The organism is Pseudomonas folii (assembly GCF_014357575.1).
Classification (GTDB): Bacteria; Pseudomonadota; Gammaproteobacteria; order Pseudomonadales; family Pseudomonadaceae; genus Aquipseudomonas; species Aquipseudomonas folii.
In genome coordinates, this window is record NZ_JACONW010000040.1 from 1 (window position 1) to 21,779 (window position 21,779).

The 21,779-nt window shown below is 58.3% G+C and carries 18 protein-coding genes; 7 read left to right on the plus strand and 11 right to left on the minus strand.

Annotated features, from left to right (window positions below):
• Positions 1 to 47: 47 nt before the first annotated feature.
• The gene (gene gyrA / locus H8S59_RS10790; RefSeq protein ID WP_187521403.1) at positions 48 to 2,840 is read right to left on the minus strand and encodes a DNA gyrase subunit A; all 2,793 of its coding nucleotides are present in this window, start codon (positions 2,838 to 2,840) and stop codon (positions 48 to 50) included.
• 306 nt (positions 2,841 to 3,146) lie between these two features.
• Positions 3,147 to 4,223 carry an S-methyl-5-thioribose-1-phosphate isomerase gene (gene mtnA / locus H8S59_RS10795; RefSeq protein ID WP_095094842.1) on the minus strand — a complete coding sequence of 359 codons (1,077 nt, stop codon included), beginning with the start codon at positions 4,221 to 4,223 and terminating at the stop codon, positions 3,147 to 3,149.
• A 121-nt stretch (positions 4,224 to 4,344) separates the two neighbouring features.
• Here mtnA and H8S59_RS10800 point away from each other — a divergent pair, with 121 nt between their 5' ends.
• From H8S59_RS10800 to H8S59_RS10820, 5 genes are all read left to right on the plus strand, one after another.
• Entirely contained in the window at positions 4,345 to 5,676 is a 1,332-nt protein-coding gene (locus H8S59_RS10800; RefSeq protein ID WP_095094844.1) for a TRZ/ATZ family hydrolase, read from the plus strand.
• A 63-nt stretch (positions 5,677 to 5,739) separates the two neighbouring features.
• Positions 5,740 to 6,438, plus strand: coding sequence for a bifunctional 2-polyprenyl-6-hydroxyphenol methylase/3-demethylubiquinol 3-O-methyltransferase UbiG (gene ubiG, locus H8S59_RS10805; RefSeq protein WP_095094846.1), 699 nt, complete (start codon positions 5,740 to 5,742; stop codon positions 6,436 to 6,438).
• Between the two features lie 3 nt (positions 6,439 to 6,441).
• A complete protein-coding gene (gene mupP, locus H8S59_RS10810) occupies positions 6,442 to 7,113 on the plus strand; it encodes an N-acetylmuramic acid 6-phosphate phosphatase MupP (RefSeq protein ID WP_122397352.1) in 672 nt (223 codons plus the stop codon).
• A 213-nt stretch (positions 7,114 to 7,326) separates the two neighbouring features.
• Positions 7,327 to 8,067, plus strand: coding sequence for a YciK family oxidoreductase (locus H8S59_RS10815; RefSeq protein WP_187521404.1), 741 nt, complete (start codon positions 7,327 to 7,329; stop codon positions 8,065 to 8,067).
• A 208-nt stretch (positions 8,068 to 8,275) separates the two neighbouring features.
• Positions 8,276 to 9,208 (plus strand): GGDEF domain-containing protein, encoded by a 933-nt coding sequence (locus tag H8S59_RS10820; RefSeq protein ID WP_187521405.1) that lies wholly within the window; start codon positions 8,276 to 8,278, stop codon positions 9,206 to 9,208.
• Between the two features lie 2 nt (positions 9,209 to 9,210).
• Here the strand turns inward: H8S59_RS10820 and H8S59_RS10825 are convergent, their stop codons facing one another.
• The 7 genes from H8S59_RS10825 to H8S59_RS10855 form a co-directional block, all read right to left on the minus strand.
• A complete protein-coding gene (locus H8S59_RS10825) occupies positions 9,211 to 9,963 on the minus strand; it encodes an iron-containing redox enzyme family protein (protein ID WP_214658288.1) in 753 nt (250 codons plus the stop codon).
• A 65-nt stretch (positions 9,964 to 10,028) separates the two neighbouring features.
• Complete coding sequence (locus tag H8S59_RS10830) at positions 10,029 to 12,494, minus strand: EAL domain-containing protein (RefSeq protein WP_187521407.1); 2,466 nt, start codon at positions 12,492 to 12,494, stop codon at positions 10,029 to 10,031.
• 263 nt (positions 12,495 to 12,757) lie between these two features.
• Entirely contained in the window at positions 12,758 to 14,644 is a 1,887-nt protein-coding gene (locus H8S59_RS10835; RefSeq protein WP_246475231.1) for an ABC transporter ATP-binding protein, read from the minus strand.
• Entirely contained in the window at positions 14,574 to 15,176 is a 603-nt protein-coding gene (locus tag H8S59_RS10840) for a DsbA family protein (RefSeq protein WP_187521422.1), read from the minus strand. The genes H8S59_RS10835 and H8S59_RS10840 overlap by 71 nt, the downstream gene beginning before the upstream one ends.
• A 36-nt stretch (positions 15,177 to 15,212) precedes the next feature.
• Entirely contained in the window at positions 15,213 to 16,163 is a 951-nt protein-coding gene (trhO, locus tag H8S59_RS10845; RefSeq protein ID WP_484573322.1) for an oxygen-dependent tRNA uridine(34) hydroxylase TrhO, read from the minus strand.
• A 939-nt stretch (positions 16,164 to 17,102) separates the two neighbouring features.
• Positions 17,103 to 17,396 carry a BolA family protein gene (locus H8S59_RS10850; RefSeq protein ID WP_095094864.1) on the minus strand — a complete coding sequence of 98 codons (294 nt, stop codon included), beginning with the start codon at positions 17,394 to 17,396 and terminating at the stop codon, positions 17,103 to 17,105.
• A 12-nt stretch (positions 17,397 to 17,408) separates the two neighbouring features.
• Entirely contained in the window at positions 17,409 to 17,936 is a 528-nt protein-coding gene (locus H8S59_RS10855) for a DUF2059 domain-containing protein (protein ID WP_087272298.1), read from the minus strand.
• A 169-nt stretch (positions 17,937 to 18,105) separates the two neighbouring features.
• Between H8S59_RS10855 and H8S59_RS10860 the strand changes: the two genes are divergently transcribed.
• Together H8S59_RS10860 and H8S59_RS10865 are read left to right on the plus strand one after the other, a co-directional pair.
• A complete protein-coding gene (locus H8S59_RS10860; RefSeq protein WP_187521409.1) occupies positions 18,106 to 19,500 on the plus strand; it encodes a class II fumarate hydratase in 1,395 nt (464 codons plus the stop codon).
• On the plus strand, positions 19,493 to 20,107 hold the full coding sequence (locus H8S59_RS10865; RefSeq protein WP_095094868.1) for an NAD(P)H-dependent oxidoreductase: 615 nt from the start codon (positions 19,493 to 19,495) through the stop codon (positions 20,105 to 20,107). Before H8S59_RS10860 ends, H8S59_RS10865 begins: the two co-directional genes overlap by 8 nt.
• Here H8S59_RS10865 and H8S59_RS10870 read toward each other — a convergent pair.
• On the minus strand, positions 20,104 to 21,066 hold the full coding sequence (locus tag H8S59_RS10870) for a DMT family transporter (protein ID WP_187521410.1): 963 nt from the start codon (positions 21,064 to 21,066) through the stop codon (positions 20,104 to 20,106). The genes H8S59_RS10865 and H8S59_RS10870 overlap by 4 nt on opposite strands.
• Before the next feature lie 94 nt (positions 21,067 to 21,160).
• On the minus strand, positions 21,161 to 21,775 hold the full coding sequence (locus H8S59_RS10875; protein WP_187521411.1) for a tRNA-uridine aminocarboxypropyltransferase: 615 nt from the start codon (positions 21,773 to 21,775) through the stop codon (positions 21,161 to 21,163).
• Positions 21,776 to 21,779 lie beyond the last annotated feature (4 nt).

Here is a 21,779-nt window from a genome sequence, read left to right on the forward strand (position 1 = left end):
AAAATCGCACCCGTTCAATGATTTATAGGTGTTTGATAAGAGCCATCCTAGCTCTGCGGTTCTTCGTCGTCAGAAGCAGCGTCGGCTTGCAGCTCATCGGCGGAGGTATCCTCGTCAGCGATGCTCAGCGCTTCGCCTTCAATGATTTCGCCGTCTTCACCGATCACCAGCTCTTCGCCTTCGACTTCCGAAGGCTCCTGTACACGCTCCAGGCCAACCAGTTTTTCGTCGCTGGCCAGCTTGATCAGCGTCACGCCCTGAGTGTTACGACCCAGGCTGGACACTTCACTGACGCGGGTACGAACCAGGGTGCCCTGATCGGAAATCAGCATGATTTCTTCACCGTCGAGTACCTGTACCGCGCCAACCAGTCGGCCGTTACGCTCGTTGCTGACCATGGCGATAACGCCCTGACCGCCACGCTTGTACTCCGGGAACTCGGAAATCGCCGTACGCTTGCCATAACCACGCTCGGAAGCGGTGAGGATCTGGCTGCCTTCTTCCGGGATCAGCATCGAAATCAGCTTCTGACCTTCTGGCAGACGCATGCCGCGCACACCGCGGGCAGTACGGCCCATGGCACGAACGTCGGATTCCTTGAAGCGCGTTACTTTGCCGCCGTCGGAGAACAGCATGATTTCCTGCTCGCCGTCAGTGATGGCTGCGGAGATCAGGATGTCGCCTTCGTCCAGCTCAAGGGCGATGAGACCCACGCTACGCTGACGGCTGAAGGCCACCAGCGGGGTTTTCTTCACGGTACCGTTGGCGGTGGACATGAAGATGAACGGGGCCTTCTTCTTGTCTGCAGCCTTTATGCGCGCTTTGCGCTCTTCTTCGGTCTCGTTGCTGTTTTCTGCTTCGTCGAGTTCGCCTTCGACGCCAGCCTCTTCTTCCTCGTCAGCCCGCTTGCGCATGGCCTCCAGGTCGACCGGCAACATAGTGGTGATGTACTCGCCGTCGCTCAGCGGCAGCAGGTTGACCAGCGGACGGCCACGGGCAGCGCGGGACGCTTCCGGGATCTCGTAGGTCTTGAGCCAGTAAACCTTGCCCTTGCTGGAGAACATCAGCAATGTGGTATGGCTATTGGCGACCAGCAGGTGGGCAATGTAGTCCTCATCCTTGATGCCGGTGGCCGACTTGCCTTTACCGCCGCGACGCTGAGCCTGATAGACCGCCAGAGGCTGAGTCTTGGCATAACCGCCGTGGGAAATCGTTACGACGCGTTCCTCTTCAGGAATCATGTCGCCCAGTGTCAGGTCCAGACGCGCATCGAGAATTTCAGTACGACGCACATCGCCGTATTCGACGCGGATCAGCTCCAGCTCTTCGCGGATCACTTCCATCAGACGCACGGCGCTGTTGAGGATGCGCAACAGTTCGCCGATCTGGCTGAGGATTTCCTGATACTCGGTGAGCAGTTTTTCGTGCTCAAGACCGGTCAGGCGGTGCAGACGCAATTCGAGAATGGCCTGAGCCTGCTCAGGCGACAGGAAATACTTGCCGTCACGCAGACCGTACTGCGGATCAAGGTTTTCCGGACGGCATGAATCCGCACCGGCGCGCTCGACCATTTCCACGACTGCGCTGGATTCCCAAGGCGTCGAAATCAATCCGACCTTGGCTTCCGCAGGTGTTGGCGAGGCTTTGATCAGGGCAATAACCGGATCGATGTTCGACAGCGCTACTGCCTGACCTTCGAGCAAATGACCACGCTCGCGGGCTTTACGCAGTTCGAAGACGGTACGGCGGGTGACCACTTCGCGACGGTGACGAACGAAGGCTTCGAGCAGATCCTTGAGGTTCAGGATGCGCGGACGGCCATCGATCAGTGCAACGATGTTGATGCCGAAAACGCTCTGCAGCTGGGTCTGGGCGTAGAGGTTGTTGAGGATAACCTCAGGCACTTCGCCGCGACGCAGTTCGATTACGACGCGCATACCATCCTTGTCGGACTCGTCGCGCAGCTCGGTGATGCCTTCCAGCTTCTTCTCTTTAACCAGCTCGGCGATCTTTTCGATCAGACGAGCCTTGTTCAATTGATATGGCAGCTCGGTGATGACGATCTGCTGACGGCCACCGACCTTGTCGATGTCTTCAACCATCGAACGGGCACGCATATAAATGCGACCACGACCGGTGCGGTAGGCTTCGACGATACCGGCACGACCGTTGATGATCGCGGCAGTCGGGAAGTCAGGGCCCGGGATGAACTGCATCAGTTCATCAATGGAGATTTCCGGGTTGTCGATCAGCGCCAGGCAACCGTCGATGACTTCACCGAGGTTGTGCGGCGGGATGTTGGTCGCCATGCCCACGGCGATACCGCTGGAACCGTTGACCAACAGGTTGGGAATACGGGTTGGCATGACCGCCGGGATCATTTCGGTGCCGTCGTAGTTCGGCACCCAGTCCACGGTTTCTTTATGCAGGTCGGCCAACAGCTCGTGAGCCAGCTTGGTCATGCGCACTTCGGTGTATCGCATGGCCGCAGCGTTATCGCCGTCAACCGAACCGAAGTTGCCCTGACCGTCTACCAGCAGATAGCGCAGCGAGAAAGGCTGGGCCATACGAACGATGGTGTCGTACACGGCAGTGTCGCCGTGCGGGTGATACTTACCGATAACGTCACCGACCACACGGGCGGATTTCTTGTACGGCTTGTTCCAGTCGTTACCCAGTTCACTCATCGCGAACAGTACACGCCGGTGCACGGGCTTCAAGCCATCACGTGCATCGGGCAGCGCCCGCCCGACGATTACGCTCATTGCGTAGTCGAGGTAGGACTGCTTCAGCTCGTCTTCGATATTGACCGGGAGGATTTCTTTGGCCAGTTCGCCCATGAGAAGCTCGATTCCTTTTTCTGGTGAAACTTCGAACATCCATCCGGGAGGAACGAAGCTCGCCGTTACCGGCACGTTTGCCTGGCAACGACTTACGACAAATCAACGAGTTATGCACTGGATCTGCGCAGTAGGGACGACTACTGCATGCGCCCCTGGAAACCGCCGGATGTTACCACAATCGCCGCTAAGCACCTATCCTTTGAAAGCCCTGAAAACGAGCTTGTCTGTCGCAAGACCGCTGAGAAGCGCTTACAGGCCCGCTTAGCGCCCTTGCGGCCAAACTTCCGCTCGTCTTCAAAGGGATCAGTGCAAGCGTTTGCGACACATCAATTGAGTCATTTTTGCGGTGTCCGGGCGCTCGACAATGCCCTTTTCAGTGACGATCACGTCAATCAAATCGGCCGGAGTGACGTCGAACACCGGATTGAATGCTTCGACATCCGCACCCACCCGTTGACCGCCCACTTCCAGCAGCTCACGACCGTCGCGCTCTTCGATGACGATTTCGTCACCGCTGGCCATGTCCATATCAATCGTCGAGCTGGGCGCGACCACCATGAAGCGCACGCCGTGGTGCATGGCGGCGACGGCCAGATGGTAAGTACCGATCTTGTTGGCCACATCGCCATTGGCGGTGATGCGGTCGGCCCCCACGATCACCCAGGTGATGCCTTTGGTGCGCATCAAATGCGCGGCCGCCGAGTCGGCATTGAGGGTCACGGGAATACCTTCGTTGGCCAGCTCCCAGGCGGTCAGCCGTGAGCCCTGCAACCATGGACGGGTTTCATCGGCGTAGACACGTTCGATCATCCCTTCCAGATGCGCCGCACGGATAACGCCCAGCGCGGTGCCAAAACCACCGGTAGCAAGGGCCCCCGTGTTGCAGTGGGTCAGAACCGCCTGCAGGTTGCCCTGATTCTTGCGGATAAGGTCGGCACCCAGTTGCGCCATGGTCAGGTTGGCTTCGCGATCACTGAGGTGGATGGACACCGCTTCAGCTTCCAGCACGACGAGAGGGTCATCGCCTTTCTTGATACGCTGCAGACGTTCGCGCATCCGGTTCAGCGCCCAGAACAGATTCACGGCCGTGGGGCGCGAGTCTGCCAGCACTTTGAAATCTTCTTCAAGGGCCGCCTTCCAGTCACCACCGGCGGCGATACGGGCGCGAGCACCCAGGACAACGCCATAAGCCGCAGTGATGCCAATAGCCGGAGCGCCACGGACAACCATGGAGCGAATGGCCTCGGCCACCCCCGCCGCGTTTTGATAAGCGAGCCAGGTTTCCTCGAAAGGCAAGATGCGCTGATCCAGCAGATACAGAGCGTCATCCCGCCAATCGATGGCTTTCACCTTCTCAGCAGCCAACAATCGATCGCGCATTGCACACTCCATACTCAAAAAACCCAAACCGGACATCAAAAGCTGCCGATTATAGCGAGCCGTCGGCGAAGACGCTCGGGTATACTGCGCCGTCCCCATAATAAGCCCCGGAAGCCCAGTCATGCCTAACGCCGCTGCCCCGCTCGACCTCCTGCTCCTGCCCGCCTGGCTGGTGCCGGTCGAACCCGCTGGCGTGGTACTCAAGGATCATGGCCTGGGCATTCGCGATGGCTGCATCGTTTACATCGGCCCACGCGCCGAGGCCTTGAAGCAAACCGCTCTGCAAACCCTTGAACTGCCTGAAATGCTGCTCAGCCCGGGACTGATCAACGCCCACGGGCATGCGGCCATGACCTTGTTCCGTGGCCTGGCCGACGATCTGCCGCTGATGACCTGGCTGCACGACCATATCTGGCCCGCAGAAAGCAAATGGGTGAATGAGGATTTCATTCGCGACGGCACGGACCTGGCCATTGCCGAGCAGCTCAAAGGCGGCATTACCTGTTTCTCGGACATGTACTTCTACCCCTCAGTGGCAGCGGACCGCGTGCACAACAGCGGAATTCGCGCACAGATCACCGTGCCGATTCTGGATTTTCCGATCCCTGGGGCACGGGATACCGACGAAGCCCTGCACATGGGCGTGCAGCTGTTCAATGACCTGGTCCATCACCCGCGCATTAAAATCGCGTTCGGTCCTCATGCACCGTACACCGTTGGCGATGAGAATCTGGAAAAAATCCGGGTTATTGCCGACGAGCTGGACGCGATGATCCAGATGCATGTTCACGAGACTGCCTTCGAAGTGGAGCAGGCTGTAGACCATTCAGGTGAGCGCCCGCTGGCGCGCCTGAACCGTTTGGGCATGCTCGGTCCGCGCTTTCAAGCCGTGCACATGACGCAGATAAACGATGAAGATCTGGAGTTGCTGGTAGAAAGCAACACCAGCGTGATTCATTGCCCGGAATCGAACCTGAAACTGGCCAGCGGTTTCTGTCCGGTCGAACGACTGTGGCAGGCTGGCGTCAATGTAGCAGTAGGCACTGATGGTGCAGCCAGCAACAACGATCTGGATCTGCTGGGCGAGACCCGCACCGCTGCGCTGCTGGCCAAGGCCGTGGCAGGCTCGGCTGCCGCACTGGATGCCCATCGCGCGTTACGCATGGCTACCCTGAATGGCGCACGGGCGCTGGGAATTCAGAACGAAGTCGGCTCGCTGGAGATCGGCAAGGCTGCCGATATGGTCGCTTTCGACCTGTCCGGGCTGGCCCGCCAACCGATTTATGATCCGGTTTCACAGCTTATATACGCCACTGGCCGCGACTGCGTCAGCCACGTCTGGGTAGCAGGCAAGCAATTGCTCGACGATCGCCGCCTGACCCGTATGGATGAACAGGCGTTGTGCGACACCGCCAAAGCCTGGGGCAAGCGTATTTCCGGGCGCACCGAATAAAGAACGGGCTGGTTGCTCTTCAGCCAGCCCGCTGCACGTATTTTGAGTTCAAGAGGACATCCCATGAGCAACGTCGATCACGCAGAAATCGCCAAATTCGAGGCATTGGCCCATCGCTGGTGGGATCGCAACAGCGAATTCAAGCCGTTGCACGACATCAACCCGTTGCGGGTCAACTGGATCGACGAGCGCGTCAATCTGGCGGGCAAGAAGGTTCTGGACGTCGGTTGCGGCGGCGGGATTCTCTCCGAAGCCATGGCACTGCGCGGCGCAACCGTAACCGGTATCGACATGGGTGAAGCGCCACTGGCGGTCGCCCAGTTGCACCAGTTGGAATCGGGCGTGCAAGTTGAATACCGGCAGATCACTGCCGAAGACCTGGCCGAAGAAATGCCTGGGCAGTTCGACGTCGTGACCTGCCTGGAAATGCTTGAGCACGTACCCGACCCATCGTCGGTGATTCGCGCCTGCTACCGCATGGTCAAGCCCGGCGGCCAGGTGTTTTTCTCGACCATCAACCGCAACCCGAAGGCTTTTCTGTTCGCCATCGTCGGCGCGGAATACATCATGGGCCTGCTGCCGCGCGGCACCCACGACTTCAAGAAATTCATCCGCCCTTCCGAACTGGGTGCCTGGAGCCGTGCCGCTGGCCTTCAGGTCAAGGACATCATCGGTTTGACTTACAACCCGCTGACCAAGCACTACAAACTGGCTTCGGACGTTGACGTCAACTACATGATCCAGACGCTCCGGGAGGCATAAAACATGCGCTTGAGAGCAGTTCTATTCGACATGGACGGTACCCTGCTCGATACCGCTCCGGATTTCATCGCCATTTGCCAGGCCATGCTTGCCGAACGCGGCTTGCCTGCTGTGCCGGACAAGCTGATCCGTGATGAGGTTTCCGGCGGTGCCAAGGCGATGGTTGCTGCGACTTTTGCCATGTCCCCGGACGCCGAAGGATTCGAGGCGCTGCGCCTTGAGTTCCTCGAACGCTACCAGCGTGACTGCGCCGTCCACAGCAAGCTGTTCGACGGTATGGCGGAGTTGTTGGCCGATATCGAAAAGGCCAATCTGATCTGGGGTGTTGTCACCAACAAACCGGTACGCTTTGCGCAGCCGATCATGGACCAGTTGGGACTGTCGCAGCGCTCGGCCTTGCTGATCTGCCCGGATCACGTAACGCGCAGCAAACCCGATCCAGAGCCGCTGACCCTGGCCTGCAAGATGCTTGATCTGGACCCGGCGAGCGTGCTGTTTGTCGGCGACGATCTGCGAGACATCGAATCCGGCCGCGATGCAGGCACCAAAACCGCAGCGGTGCGCTATGGCTACATCCACCCCAACGACAACCCTGATCATTGGGGCGCCGACGTGGTAGTGGATCACCCGCTGGAACTGCGCAAGGTGCTGGATAACGCGCTGTGTAGCTGCTGAAGTCACTTCAGAACTGCCTGCAAAGCGCTGACCTGTGGGAGATCCATATGTGTGCGCAAACTGACGTGGGACCGGCTTTAGCCGGGAAGGCGGTATTTCTGACAACTGATTTTCAGTGACTGTACAGGCCTCTTCCCGGCTAAAGCCGATCCTACGACATCGCGCCCAAAAGGGTCAGCTGTCACTCCGGATCATATTCACCCGAGGTAACCCATGTTCGATTACTCCCCTCGCCCCGACCTGCTCACTGGCCGGGTCATTCTGGTCACGGGTGCTGGACGCGGCATTGGTGCTGCGGCGGCGAAAACCTACGCGGCCCATGGCGCGACCGTCTTGTTGCTGGGTCGCACCGAAGCCAATCTGACTCAGGTGTATGACGAAATCGAAGCCGCGGGTCATGCCAAGCCAGCGGTGATCCCTTTCGATCTGGAAACTGCCCTGCCCCATCAATACGATGAGCTGGCAGCCATGATCGAAAAAGAATTCGGCCACCTCGACGGCTTGTTGCATAACGCCTCGATCATCGGCCCGCGCACGCCTCTGGAGCAGTTGTCCGGGGAAAACTTCATGCGGGTCATGCACATCAACGTCAATGCGATGTTCATGCTGACCAGCACGCTACTGCCGCTGCTCAAGCTGTCCAGGGATGCCTCGGTGGTGTTCACCTCCAGCAGCGTTGGCCGCAAGGGCCGTGCGTATTGGGGCGCTTACGGGGTTTCGAAGTTTGCAACGGAAGGCCTGATGCAAACCCTCGCTGACGAACTCGATACCGTGGCCTCGGTACGCTCCAACAGCATCAACCCTGGCGCCACACGGACCAGCATGCGCGCCCAGGCTTACCCGGCAGAAAACCCGGAGAACAATCCGACCCCGGAAGAGATCATGCCGTTCTATCTGTACCTGATGGGCCCGGACAGCAGCGACGTCAACGGCCAGGCCCTCAACGCTCAGTAATATCGCCCTGCACCCGCCGCGACGGAAAACCGTCGTCGGCGGGTGACTGACGGGTCCCGCAAGTCAAGGTTATGTCACGCAAGACCGCATATCGGCTTCAGCCCCCGCCCAACCCCTTGTATTTAAAGCGTTCTATTTAATTTTCAAGACTGGCACGACTTTCGCTCTGACTCAGCCAATCCAGCAATATGCGCTGAGGAATGACGCCATGATTTCTCCTAATCCACCTAAAGCTATTAATTTCGATGCAGCCAAATTGAAACGATTGGGCATGCATCAAAGACAGGTTCAGAACAACGCCCAGCCGGCAGTTGGCTTGACGCAGCTGGTGCAGCAGCTCGGCCAGCAATTGCAAACCAGCCTGGAAGCGGAGCGAATCCTGGGGATGTTCTTTCGGGGTGTTCAACGTCTGGTCCCGCTTGACGGGCTCAACTACGAATACGCTGAAAGTGACCTTTACATGCAGATGGGCGAACGCGCTCCACACAGCGTCAGTTACAACCTGAGCAATGAAGGCGAAGTTCTGGGACTGTTTACCTTCGAGCGTAGTGTGCGCTTCAGCGAGGAGGAGTTTGCGGCGCTGGAATCCCTCATGACCTGCATACTGTTCCCGCTGCGCAACGCGCTGCTCTACCGGGCCGCCATGCAAAGTGCGTTGCGCGACCCGCTGACCGAGACTGGCAACCGTGTCGCCATGGACCAGACTCTGGCCCGCGAAATAGAACTCGCGCGACGCAACGCCCAACCGTTGTCAGTGTTGATGCTGGATATCGATCATTTCAAGCGCGTCAACGACACCTACGGCCACGCCACCGGCGACGATGTGCTCAAATCCATCGCCCAGGCGATCAAAAGCGAGTTGAGAAACGTCGACCAGATATTTCGCTATGGCGGCGAAGAGTTTCTGATCGTGCTGTCCAACACGGGTCGTGATGCGGCAGGTTTGATGGGGGAACGCTTGCGTCGGGCAGCTCAAGCGCTGATGCACCCAGGTCTGGATCAAACTATGGAACTGACAATCAGCCTGGGCGGCTCAACGCTGCTGCCGGCGGAATCCGCCGGCAGCCTCATGCGCCGCGCCGATATCGCTCTATATGTCGCTAAGCGGCAAGGACGTAATCGTCTCGCGATGGCAGGCTGAACTCAGGTTTCCAGCTCGGCCACTCGGGTGCGCGCTGACTTGGCCTTTTCCAACTGCATGCAATGCTCCAGAAAGAGATACATGTAGTCGTAGCTTTTAGTGACGGCCTGCCGCAGTTCAGTCTGCAATTGCACGCTTGGGTTATTGCCCGCCAGCGTGCAGATGATTTCCAGCGCTTCCCAAGGGTGCGAGTCGTCATACTGCGCGTGCATCTTCAACCACTTCATCGCACGCTTGCGCGACTCCTCGGGAAACCCGTCGGCATACACGTCCGAGGAGCACACGACAGCCGCCCACTCCCCAGTGGCCCCTTCAATGGCGTAGTTGGTTGCGGCCATGCCGACCACCAGTGAATCAGACGAACTGGTGTGCCAGCACCAGTGACTCAGCGCATGCAACTCGGGAGAAACATGCTGAGCCTTGAGGTCATCAAGGCTGACACCGTGGGCATCCGCCCAATTCACCCAATAGTCGGCATGATTAAGCTCCACGCGAATATTGCGCATCAACCAGCGGCGCGCCATGTCCTCGCCGGGATGGCGGGCAAAGCGGGTTTTCGCCAGGCTGTTGGCCATGTAGATGGCGAACTGCTCAACCACCGGCCAGCCACCAATCAAATAGTGACGCATGACTTTAGGGCTCAGGCGCCCGTCACGCATGCGTTGATAAAGCTCGTGCTCGACGACTCTGGATTTGGCGAAACTGCAATCCTTGATCAACTGCTGTGCCCATACCGGATAACTGCTGGCTTCCATGAGCGGACCGGTTCTGCTGAAAGTATCGATCACTGTGTAGCTCCTTTTTTCGTGAAGTTGATGGCTTAGCGGAATGTTCCTGGCGTGCTGAACAAAAGCGGGACGGCCCTTGAAGGGCGTGAATGAAGACTTTGGCACGTGAACAACTGAGGACGTTCAATCAGATATCCCTGAGCGAAGTCAACTCCAATCTCACGCAGTGCAATCTCGATCTGGGGCGTTTCGACGAATTCGGCAATGGTGCGTTTGCCCATGACATGGCCGATGTGATTGATCACCTCGACCATTGCGCGATTGATCGGGTTGTCGAGCATGTCTTTGACGAAGCTGCCATCGATCTTCAAGTAATCCACTGGCAGGTGTTTGAGGTAGGCAAACGACGACATCCCGGCGCAGAAGTCGTCGAGGGAGAACTTGCAGCCCAGCGACTTCAAATCGTTGATGAAACGGATCGCACAGCCCAGATTGGCAATCGCGATGGTTTCGGTGATTTCAAAACAAATCAACGAAGGCGGGATGTTGTAAGTCCGGAATTGCTGCTTCAGGTAGTCGAGAAAGGCATCATCACCGATGCTCGCCCCGGAGAGGTTGATCGCGCACACCATCATGGGTCCGTGGTAACGCTCGTCGTCCCTGCACTGGGCGATGATCTCGAAAACATTGCGCACCACCCAGCGGTCCAGCTGGGTCATCAAACCATAACGCTCGGCGGCCGGAATGAAGTTCTCGGGCAAGATCATCCGCCCCGCCTCATCGCGCAGGCGCAGCAGGATTTCGATGTGCCCGCTGTCATCCTGGCCGTGCTGACCGATACTCGCGATCTGCTGGGAGAACAGGCAGAAGCGGTTTTCGTCCAGCGCCATGTGCAAGCGCTGCACCCACGCCATCTCACCAAAGCGAATGGATACTTCGGAGTCCTCGGCGTGATAGACCTGAACCCGGTTACGGCCTTTTTCCTTGGCCATGTAACACGCCATATCCGCCGAACGCAGCAGCGCCTCCAGCGTCGTCGGAAGCTGGGAGATGTGCACCAGACCCACACTGACCGTGCTGACAAACGGCCTGCCCTTCCAGACGAAGTTCAGGCTCTGAACAGTCTGGCGCAGGGACTCCGCGATCGTTTCAGCCGTCTCCGGCGGGCAGTGCTCCAGCAAGATACCGAACTCGTCACCGCCTAACCGTGCAAGCGTATCGCCTTCACGCAAGCCCTGTTGCAGCAGTGTGCAGATATGCCGCAGCAACTCATCACCGGCCGCATGCCCGCTGGTGTCATTGACCAGCTTGAACTGATCCAGATCCAGGTACATCACCGAATGCTGACTGGCTTGCCGCCCCAGTTCATCGAGCGCCTGCTCAAGTCGATATTCAAACTCACGCCTGTTGGCCAGGCCGGTCAGAGCATCGTGGGTCGCTTGCCAGGAAAGATTGGCGATGTACTGCCGCTCCCGCGTCATGTCGTGCAGCACCAGCACGGTGCCACTGACCTTGCCATCGGTAAAGATCGGCGAACCGACCAATGCCACCGAAACGGTGCTGCCATCCAGACGCTGGATCAGTTTTGAGTGCTCGCTGCCGCCGCTGAGCTGACCACTGAGAATATGCTCGATCAGGGTTGAGCTGTCCTTGCGGTCATTCTCGTCAAGCAGGTTGAACAAGGCCGCAAGCGGAAGACCACTGGCCTGAGCGTTTTTCCAGTGAGTCAGCCCTTCGGCAGCGGGATTCATGTAAACAATGGCGCCCTCGACGTCAGTCGTAATCACGCCATCACCGATGGACTCCAACGTTACCTGCGCACGCTCTTTTTCCACTTGAAGGGCATCTGCAAAGGCATGCCGCTGAGCCAGCAGTTTGTGCGTCCTGAGCAGCGCCAGGATAATCAGCACCACCGCCGTGGCCAGGTTGATGACCAACAGCCACCGCAGAATCCCTCGGGAGCCTTCGCCCAGCGCGTCACTGAACGCTCTGGCAACCGGCGTGACGCGCTCATTGATGGCGGTGATCTGGCCACGCCACTCGGCAATATCCGCCTCGGTTGCCGCACCCGACGAAATACCCTCATGCATCCGATGAGCAAGCGTGTCCAGCTGCATCAGAAAATCATCGCCGAGCCGCCATTGGTCGACGGCTTTTTTCATGTAGCCAAGTTCACGAAAATTCACATACAGCCAAATGACGCTCGCGGCGTCATCAGGGTGATTACCCCCTTGCAGGAAGCCGTCTGTCGCTTTTTCGATATCCGGGACGGGCTTATCCAGGGCTACGCGTAGCGCATGGCCGCCTTTGGGAATAGAAATCGCCTGCTCATAGCGCTGGAAATTGATCTCATCGTGGCCGTCGGCATAGAGATTCAGGTAGTAAATGGCATCTTTCTGGCCCTTGGACCATAGACTTTCGCCGCCGACATAGCTGCGCACGGCCGAAAGCATATAAAGGCTGACACACCCCAGTAAGGCCTGAAACAGCGCGACAGCGATAAATGGCCATACGATGCCCAACAGGCGGGGCTTTTCGAGGATCCGCTTTTGCTTCATGGGTTCCCTTTCATAAGCGATGCCAGATGCTCAACCAGCTGTCTTCAATTCGTCCTGCCCAGAGCCTAGGTCAAATCTGTGAAACCGTTCAGGGAAATTTCTCGAATCCGAAACACACTACCGCCTCGCGTGTTGGAATCGCGATGCAGAGCACATAAAAGAGGAATCAGAGATTGTTAAGTTAGTGAGAGAACGCTGTTAATGCGCCATTACTTACTACCAAGAAAGACCCTTAATCGAGTCTTGGCAAGTAACCGGGGGAATTAAATGTGCTGCAGGTGACCGTAGAGTTTTGCGTAGAGCCCGCCTTCGGCAATCAATTGCTGGTGATCGCCCTGCTCTGCAATACGCCCGCCGTCGAAAACCAGCACCTTATCGGCCTGCTTCACCGCGGATAAACGGTGAGCAATGATCAATGTGGTACGGCCAGTGAGAAACCGCGACAACGCCTGATGCAGGCTGTATTCCGTCGCGGCGTCGAGTGCAGAGGTGGCCTCGTCGAGGATCACCACGCAGGGATCGGCCAATACCATACGAGCGATAGCCAGACGCTGACGCTGACCGCCAGACAATCGCACGCCTGAGCGGCCCACAACACTGTCGAGCCCTTGGGGCAAGCTGCGAATAGTCGATTCGAGCTGGGCAATTTCCAGCGCTCGCCAACACGCTTCGTCGCTGCGCTCGCGACCCATGGTGAGATTGGCGCGCACGGTATCGTTGAACAGCGCCGGATGCTGAAGCACCACCGCGACATTCTCCCGAACGGTTTCCAGGCCGATCTCCTGCTGGGTGGCACCACCAAAGCTGATGGTTCCGGACTGTGGCGTGTACAACCCAAGCAGCAGCTGTACCAACGTACTTTTACCGCCGCCACTGGCGCCGACAATAGCGATCTTCTCACCGGGCGCAATCGTCAGATTCAGTTGATCGAGAATGTTCTCCTCGCCATAACCGAAGCTCAAACCACGCACTTCAATGCCCACGGTCTTCTGACCGGCGAAAGGATTGACGCCACCCGGATACTGCGGCTCATCGGCACGAGCGAGGAGTTCGTTGATTCGGGTCAGCGCCCCGCCTGCGGCGTAATAAGCGTATTGCAGGTTCAGTAGCTGTTCCACCGGGCCGATCATGAACCATAGGTAACTGAACACCGCCAACATGTGACCAATGGACAGGTCTGAAAACAGCACCGTCAACATGGCAGCGGCGCGGAACACATCGATTCCGAACTGGAACAACAGCCCACTGGCGCGATTGGACGCATCGCTTTTCCATTGTGAAGCGGTGGCGTAATCACGAACTTCCCGGGCACGCACGCCCAGGCGACCGAGGAAATATCCCTGGCGGTTACCGGCGCGGACTTCCTGAATCGAGTCCAGCGTTTCAGTCAACGCCTGGGTAAACCGCGAGGTGCTGTCGTTTTCCTGTTTTTTCAGGTGTTTGACCCGCTTGCCCAACTGCACCGTGGCGTAGATCACCAGCGGGTTGAACAACAGAATCAGCAGCGCCAGCTTCCAGTGCATCCACATCAGAATCGTAGCGGTGCCCGTCAGCGTCAGCATCGCCACCAGAAAACGGCTCAACGTATCGCCAATGAATTTGTCCAGTGTGTCCAGATCGGTGACGAGGTGCGCAGTGACCGTGCCGCCGCCCAGGCTTTCGTACTCCCCCAAAGAAATGCGCTTGAGGCGCTCGATCAGGCGAATTCGTACGCGGTAGACAATGTCTTTGGACAGCCGGGCGAACAGCTTGGCCTGCACCACGTTGAACACCAGTGCACCAAGGCGCAGACCGAAGGTGAACAGCAGCATCAGGCCGATGTAACCGGCAGGTTTTTGCAGGCTGTCGGGCAGGAAGTTGTTCATGAACTTCAACGCGCCGTCGCCATGCCCCAACAGCACCTCATCCACCAACAAGGGCAACAGCAGAGGAATCGGCACAGTACACAGCGTAGCCAGCACCGCTACACCATTGGCGATCCACAGCGCTTTTTTATGCCGTGCAGCCAAACGACGAATTTGCGCCCAACTCAAGCGATTGAACGTCGTACCGGGCTCGTGCTGATCAGTGTTGAGAGGATCAGGCACTGGCAGCACGCTCAAGCCAGCGACCCAGTAAAGGTGAAAGCTCTTCCAGCGACTGATAGCCATTGGTCAACAAAGCCAGTTGACCGTTGCGCTCAGCCAGCAAGGTCGGGAAACCCGCAATACCCAAATCCTGGACCCAGGCGAAATCTGCCTGGGTGGCGGCCAACTGTTCAGCGCTGTCGAAGGCTGCGGCGAATTCGATACGCGGCAAGCCAGCGTGCTCGGCGAGTTCGGCCAGCACCGCTGCACGGGTGACGTCACGCCCCTGAACATAAAACGCCTGTTGAATCAGGCCGACCAGTTTCCAGGCAAACTCTGGCTCAAGATGGCGCGCGGCGACGATGGCCCGGCATGCGGGCTCGGTGTCATAGACAAAACCGTCGGGCAACGCATCGTCGAAACGGAACGTCTGCCCGGTGGCTTTCTCAACCGCCTGCCAGTGCTCAAGGATGTAACGCCGGGTGGTCGGATCAAGCGCCGCCCCGCTGCCGGTGCGCAAACCGCCCATCACCAGATGCAACGCCACACCACTCGCCTGCGCCTGCTGAACCAGCGCTTGCGCCACGGGAGCAAAACCCCAGCACCATGAGCACATGGGGTCCATTACATAAAGCAGGCGGGTGGACATGGATCAAACCTCGTCTGGCTGGCGGTCTTCTAAACGATAATTGCGACCGATCGGGTGCGGCTGATTACGCGCTTTGGCCAGTTCGATCTGCTTCTGGCGGTCGATGGCGCTGCGACGGGTTTTCTCACTCAGGCTGTCCCAGCAATACGGGCAACTGATGCCCGCCGAGTAATGCTCACTGGCACGGTCTTCAGCGCTGATCGGCGTACGGCATGCATGACATTGATCGTAGTCGCCTTCGGTCAGGTCATGGCGGACGGTGACACGATTGTCGAAGACGAAACACTCGCCACGCCACAGGCTTTCATCCTGCGGGACTTCTTCGAGGTACTTGAGAATGCCGCCCTTGAGGTGATAGACCTCGCCATAGCCTTCACCCAGCATGTAGCTGGACGCTTTTTCGCAACGGATGCCACCGGTGCAGAACATCGCGACTTTCTTGTGCACTGCAGGGTTGAAGTGTTCTTTGATGTACTCGGGAAACTCGCGAAAACTGGTGGTCTTGGGGTCGATAGCGCCTTCGAACGTGCCGATGGACACTTCGTAGTCGTTACGGGTGTCGATGACCAGCACTTCCGGATCGCTGATGATGGCGTTCCAGTCTTTGGGTTCAACGTAGGTACCGACGGCTTTGTTGGGGTCCACGCCTTCGACGCCCAGGGTCACGATTTCTTTCTTGAGTTTGACCTTGGTGCGATAGAACGGCTGTTCTTCGCAGTACGATTCCTTGTGATCGATGTCGATCATGCGCGGGTCGTTCTTGAGCCAGGCCAGCAGGCCGTCGATGCCTTCACGGCTACCGGAGACGGTTCCGTTGATGCCTTCTTCGGCGATCAGCAAGGTGCCTTTGATGCCGTTGTCGACCATTGCTTGCAACAGCGGCTCGCGCAGTTGGACGTAGTCGCTGAGGGTGACGAATTTGTATAGCGCCGCTACGACGATCGGCTGATTCATCGGCTGTTGGGTCATGTGTATCTCCAGGTGGCGACCCTCGCAAAGGGCCTACCGGATAGAAAATAATTCAATAAAAACACGCAGGGTGTGCAGCGCGGGGCGGATTCTAGCAAAGATGGGGGGATGGGTGGGATGAGAGACCCGCGATAAGCGTAGGATCCGCAGCATCTATATCTTTGTACATATCCGTTACCGTGGTCACGGCTACTATTGGTTGCGCTTTTACAGCGCCTCACTTTCGAAGAGCGCGAAAGTAAGCAAAGCGCTCTTACCCCACCACTCGGCACCTCGCTGTCGCTCGGTGTACCCGCCCACAGATCCTGAACCGTGGGCCGCCGCAACGGGCCATCCATGGCCCAATGCGGCTAACCCGGCGTCCTGCCACTCTTCAACTCAAGAGCGCCCCACGGTTCAGAATCTGCGTTCGGCCAGCGTGGTTTGACGGGGCGCCTAAGATCAAAATCAAAAGCAGATCAAGAGCACGGCCTGGATACACGCGGTTTTATGTGGGAGCGGTGCTTGCCCGCGATTCAGGCGCCGCGGTACGTCAGATATACCGCGGCGCCTGAATCGCGAGCAAGCTCACACAACAAGGTCGGCTCTCAGGCCGCCGCCCTTTTGATTTTGATCTGGGGCGCCCCGTTAAACCACGACGGCCGGAATTCGATATTGCTGTGTGGGGGCTCTTGTTAAAGGAGGGGGCGGCAGGGATGCCGGTTTAGCCGCCTCAGGCCATGGATGGCCGGTGGCGGCGGCCCCACGCAGCAATGTCGGATTACGGGCATGCCGAGCGCCAGCGAGGCACCGAGTGGTGGGGCAAGAGCCTTTTGGTTACTTTTGGTTGGGCCGGCTTCCGGCTCTTTTCAAAAGTGACGCGCTGTAAAAGCGCAACCCATAGATGCCTTCACCGCGATAACGGATATACACAAAAAACCGCTATCACTCCCCACCCGCACAAACAGGCGAAACCGGCGCAGCGCCGGTTTTCGCCCACTCGACTGGCGTATAAGTGTGCAACGCCAGGGCATGAAACTCGCCCATCAAGCCGCCAAGAATGCCGTAGACCTTCTGGTGCCGCTTGACCGCGTTAAGCCCTTCGAATTGCTCACTGACGATGACAGCCTTGTAGTGAGTCTGCTCGCCACGGCTATGCATGTGACTCTCATCAAGCACCTGCAGATGCAAGGGTTGAAACACAGCCAGTGCTGACTCGATTCGCGTTTGCATAGTCATGACGGGCTTCGCTTATGGCTTTTTGGCAGGAGCAGGAGCTGCTTTCTTGGCAGGTTCCAGTTCAGTGGTCATGTCAGCCAGCAACTTGTTGACCACCGGCACAGCGCTTTCCAGCTTGCCCTGAGTCAACTGAGCAGACTGCTGAGTCAGTTCAGGCATCTTGGTCAGAACCTTCTTGCCCAGTGGCGACTGATAGAACGCAACCAGGTCCTTCAGCTCACTTTCAGTGAAGTTCGCCGTGTAAAGCTTGACCATGTCAGGCTTCAGCTTGTTCCAGCCAATGGCCTGGTCCAAAGCAGCGTTGGCTTTGGCCTGGTAAGTTTCAAGAACGGCTTTTTTCGCTTCTGGCGCTTTGGTTTCGGCGAAACGCTGAGCAAACATCTGTTGTACTTGCATGTACACCGGGGTGCCCAGCTTGTCGGCGTTAGCCAGTTTCAAGAAGGTTTCAGCGCTGGCGTTGTGGCTGGCGGTATCGGCAAGAACCTGGCCGCTGGCGCATACCAGAACAGCCGCAGTACAGATGGCGCGAAGACGGGTCATCGAATTTCCTTTCTAGCAGGCGAGGCAGAACCTCAGGGCCGACCATTCTGCGCTCATGTTTGCTAAAGGCTCAACCCCTGACTGCCCAAGCGGTTAAAAACGCGATTGGGGGAACCCAGATGGGATCACGCAGCCTAAACTGCGCATACAAACTTAAGGAGTGAGTCCAGTGAGCCGCACAGAAACCGATAGCATTGGTCCGATCGACGTTCCCGATAACGCTTACTGGGGAGCCCAGACTCAACGCTCACTGATCAATTTCGCCATCGGCGACGAGCATATGCCGTTGCCGGTGCTGCATGCCCTGGCCCTGATCAAGAAGGCCGCCGCCCGGGTCAATGACCGCAACGGCGACCTGCCCGCAGACATCGCCCGGCTGATCGAACAAGCCGCCAACGAAGTACTCGCAGGCGACCTCGACACGCAGTTTCCGCTGGTGGTCTGGCAGACCGGCAGTGGTACCCAGAGCAACATGAACGTCAATGAAGTGATCGCCGGACGCGCCAACGAACTGGCCGGTCAGGGCCGCGGCGGCAAGACGCCTGTCCACCCCAACGACCACGTCAACCGCTCGCAAAGCTCCAACGATTGCTTCCCGACCGCCATGCACATCGCAGCGGCGCAGGCCGTCAAAGAACAGCTTTTGCCTGCGATTGCAGAACTGTCTACCGGTCTGGCCGAGCAATCGGCGCGCCACATGAAGCTGGTGAAAACCGGGCGCACGCACATGATGGACGCGACGCCGATCACCTTCGGTCAGGAGCTGTCGGCCTACGTCGCGCAGCTGGATTACGCCGAGAAAGCGATTCGCGCCACCCTCCCGGCGGTTTATGAACTGGCCCAAGGCGGTACAGCGGTCGGCACCGGGTTGAATGCGCCCCATGGCTTTGCTGAAGCAGTGGCTGCGGAGTTGGCGGCGTTGTCCGGTCTGCCGTTTGTGACGGCCCCCAACAAGTTTGCCGCTCTGGCGGGTCATGAACCGTTGATGGCCTTATCCGGCGCGCTGAAAACCCTGGCCGGGACCCTGATGAAAATCGCCAACGACCTACGCTTGCTGGGCTCCGGTCCACGAGCCGGGTTTGCCGAGGTGAAGCTGCCTGCCAATGAGCCCGGCAGTTCGATCATGCCCGGCAAGGTCAACCCGACGCAGTGCGAAGCGCTGTCGATGCTGGCCTGTCAGGTGATGGGTAACGACGTCACTATTGGTTTCGCCGCCAGCCAGGGCCACCTGCAATTGAACGTGTTCAAGCCGGTTCTGATCCACAACCTGCTCCAGTCGATTCGCCTGCTGGGTGATGGCTGCCGTAACTTCAACGAGCATTGCGTGGCGGGCATGGAACCCGATGCCGAGAAAATGGCTGAACATCTTGAACGTGGCCTGATGTTGGTGACGGCGCTGAACCCGCATATCGGTTATGACAAGTCCGCGCAAATCGCCAAAAAAGCATACAGCGAAGGCCTGACCCTGCGTGAAGCGGCGCTGGCGCTGGGCTACCTCACCGATGAACAGTTCGACGCCTGGGTGCGACCGGAAAAAATGCTTGAGGCAGGCAGCAATGGTTGAGGCCAGACACGGCGCGACCCGTCTCGAAGGTGACGGCAAGCGCATCCTGATGATTTTCGGTACGCCTAAAAGCGCCAGCTTTGGCCATGCCTTGGGCGAAGCTTATGCTCAAGGTGCCCGCAGCGGCGGGCATGTGGTACGTATGCTGAAACTGAGCGAACTGGATTTCGATCCGGTGCTGCATAACGGCTACCAGCAAAGTCAGACGCTTGAGCATGATTTGCTGGAAGCTCAGCGGGAGATTCACTGGGCCGAGCATCTGGTGTTTGTCTATCCGGTCTGGTGGGGTGGCTTGCCGAGCCTGCTGACAGGTTTTCTGGACCGGGTGCTGATGCCCGGTTTTGCCTTCAAGAGCCACGGCCGCAAGAGCGCGGCCAACGAGTTGCTCAGAGGCCGCACCGCGGAACTGCTGGTCACCATGGACACACCGCCGCGCTACTTCCGCTGGGTATACGGCGCTCCGGCACACCGGCAGATGGTCCGCACGGTGCTGGCCTTCTGTGGCATCAAAACCAAACGTTTGAGTGAGTTCGCACCGGTGCAAACTTCGAGTGAAGAGCAACGCCAGCAATGGCTCAAGGAAGCCGAACAGCTCGGCAAACGTTAAGCCTGACTCGCCAGCCTGGCTTTGCGTGCGCGCAGGCCAGCCAGCAAAGACGGCCCCAGCGCTACCACGGCAGAACCCACTACCACCAGCACTGCCCCGCCATACCCCAACGCGTTGATCTCTTCATGCTTGACGAAATCCGGCCACAGCCAGGCGGCGACGGCAACCGATGCGAAGGTCACTAAAGGCGTCAACGCGAGGGTTGCACTGACCCGGGATGCTTCCCAATGCGCCAGCGCTTCAGCAAAAGCGCCATAGGCGACCAGCGTATTCAGGCAACATGCCAGCAGCAGCCAGCCCTGCACGGGGCTGAGTTGCAAGACTTCCATCGGGTGCGCCCAGGGTGTGATCACCAAGGCACAAAACAGGTAGATCACCATCATTACCTGGAATGAATTCCATACCGTCAGCAGTTGCTTCTGACTCAGACCGTAGAACGTCCAGACCGTCGCCGCCAGGAAGGCAATCAGCACGCCGGTGGTGTATTCGCTCATGGATGTCAGCAACTCGCCGAGCCGCTGATTGAAGAACAACGTGAAACCGATCAGCAGCACAGCCAGGCCAAAACCCTGAGCGATGGTAAAACGCTCCTTGAACAGGAACACGCTGCCAATCAGCAGCAGAATCGGGCCAACCTGAATGATCAGTTGCGCGGTGCCGGGGCTGAGAATCTGCAGACCCAGCAGGTACAGAATGTAATTACCGACCAGACCGAACACGGCCAGCGCTACGAGGGCTTTGCCGCGCACGCCTAGCACTTTGAAACTGGGCAGTTGCCGTTTTGCGGCCAGCCAGATGAACAACAACATCCCCGATACCAACAGCCGAAACCAGGTCACCGTGACCGGGTCCATGACCTGCAGAACCTGCTTGAGCTTGACCGGCAAAATGCCCCACAGGAACGCGGTGACCAGCGCCAGACACAGGCCATAGACCCAGCGGCCAGAAGAAATATGCATGAAGAAGTCCCGGATATAAAGCAGAGCGACAGTCTAGGCCCTATGAGCCTGACGACACAGTTACAGTTGCGCAGTGAGAATGCTGACAAGTGTTTTAGTCAGCATCAGCTTTGCGCGGTTCAACGTGATTGCGTTGGTAGGTTTCATCGCCCATGGCTGCGATCTGCTGGTCGATCAGCGCCTCGAACGGCACCAGCAAGGGCGCGAATGAACGCGGGGCTTCGATAATCTCCAAGGCATAGGTAATCGCCTCCAGGGTCGATAGCGCATCCGGTCCCGGTGCTTTTCGCAGGCGGTAGCGCGATTCAGGAGCGGTGCCCAGCGTCACTCGCGGCAACGCAGCCAGCTCCGGATTCAGATGCAACAGCTTGCGCGCCTTGCGCCAGGTCCCGTCAGGAACCACCAACAGAATCGGCAAATTGTCCGGTGGCTCAGCCACCAGATGCTGCGCGCCCTCCCCCGGAAACAACAGGCACGGCCGATAGCCCGGCGGATTGAGTAACGCGTGCAGATCCTCGAAAACCTCACCCACTATCCACTGCGAATTGTTCAGGCCCAGCGCCGCCAACCGCGCGGTATTCAGCGCATGGTTCACTTCACTGGGATGCTGCAAAACCAGTACACGCGTGCGGCTATCCAGCTGCGGGATCAGTGAGCACAGGCAATGGCTTTCGGGACGCAAACAGCGTTCGCAACGCGGGCGGGACATCGGT

Excerpts from the sequence above, each read along its gene's own strand:
- H8S59_RS10855 (WP_087272298.1), bottom strand. The coding sequence starts at position 17,936 with ATGACCCGTCTTCGCGCCATCTGTACTGCGGCTGTTCTGGTATGCGCC.
- H8S59_RS10835 (WP_246475231.1), bottom strand. The coding sequence starts at position 14,644 with ATGGCTATCAGTCGCTGGAAGAGCTTTCACCTTTACTGGGTCGCTGGC.
- gyrA (WP_187521403.1), bottom strand. The coding sequence starts at position 2,840 with ATGGGCGAACTGGCCAAAGAAATCCTCCCGGTCAATATCGAAGACGAG.
- H8S59_RS10815 (WP_187521404.1), top strand. The coding sequence starts at position 7,327 with ATGTTCGATTACTCCCCTCGCCCCGACCTGCTCACTGGCCGGGTCATT.
- mupP (WP_122397352.1), top strand. The coding sequence starts at position 6,442 with ATGCGCTTGAGAGCAGTTCTATTCGACATGGACGGTACCCTGCTCGAT.
- H8S59_RS10800 (WP_095094844.1), top strand. The coding sequence starts at position 4,345 with ATGCCTAACGCCGCTGCCCCGCTCGACCTCCTGCTCCTGCCCGCCTGG.
- H8S59_RS10825 (WP_214658288.1), bottom strand. The coding sequence starts at position 9,963 with ATGGAAGCCAGCAGTTATCCGGTATGGGCACAGCAGTTGATCAAGGAT.
- H8S59_RS10830 (WP_187521407.1), bottom strand. The coding sequence starts at position 12,494 with ATGAAGCAAAAGCGGATCCTCGAAAAGCCCCGCCTGTTGGGCATCGTA.
- H8S59_RS10870 (WP_187521410.1), bottom strand. The coding sequence starts at position 21,066 with ATGCATATTTCTTCTGGCCGCTGGGTCTATGGCCTGTGTCTGGCGCTG.
- H8S59_RS10840 (WP_187521422.1), bottom strand. The coding sequence starts at position 15,176 with ATGTGCTCATGGTGCTGGGGTTTTGCTCCCGTGGCGCAAGCGCTGGTT.
- ubiG (WP_095094846.1), top strand. The coding sequence starts at position 5,740 with ATGAGCAACGTCGATCACGCAGAAATCGCCAAATTCGAGGCATTGGCC.
- H8S59_RS10820 (WP_187521405.1), top strand. The coding sequence starts at position 8,276 with ATGATTTCTCCTAATCCACCTAAAGCTATTAATTTCGATGCAGCCAAA.
- H8S59_RS10865 (WP_095094868.1), top strand. The coding sequence starts at position 19,493 with ATGGTTGAGGCCAGACACGGCGCGACCCGTCTCGAAGGTGACGGCAAG.
- mtnA (WP_095094842.1), bottom strand. The coding sequence starts at position 4,223 with ATGCGCGATCGATTGTTGGCTGCTGAGAAGGTGAAAGCCATCGATTGG.
- H8S59_RS10850 (WP_095094864.1), bottom strand. The coding sequence starts at position 17,396 with ATGACTATGCAAACGCGAATCGAGTCAGCACTGGCTGTGTTTCAACCC.
- H8S59_RS10875 (WP_187521411.1), bottom strand. The coding sequence starts at position 21,775 with ATGTCCCGCCCGCGTTGCGAACGCTGTTTGCGTCCCGAAAGCCATTGC.
- trhO (WP_484573322.1), bottom strand. The coding sequence starts at position 16,163 with ATGAATCAGCCGATCGTCGTAGCGGCGCTATACAAATTCGTCACCCTC.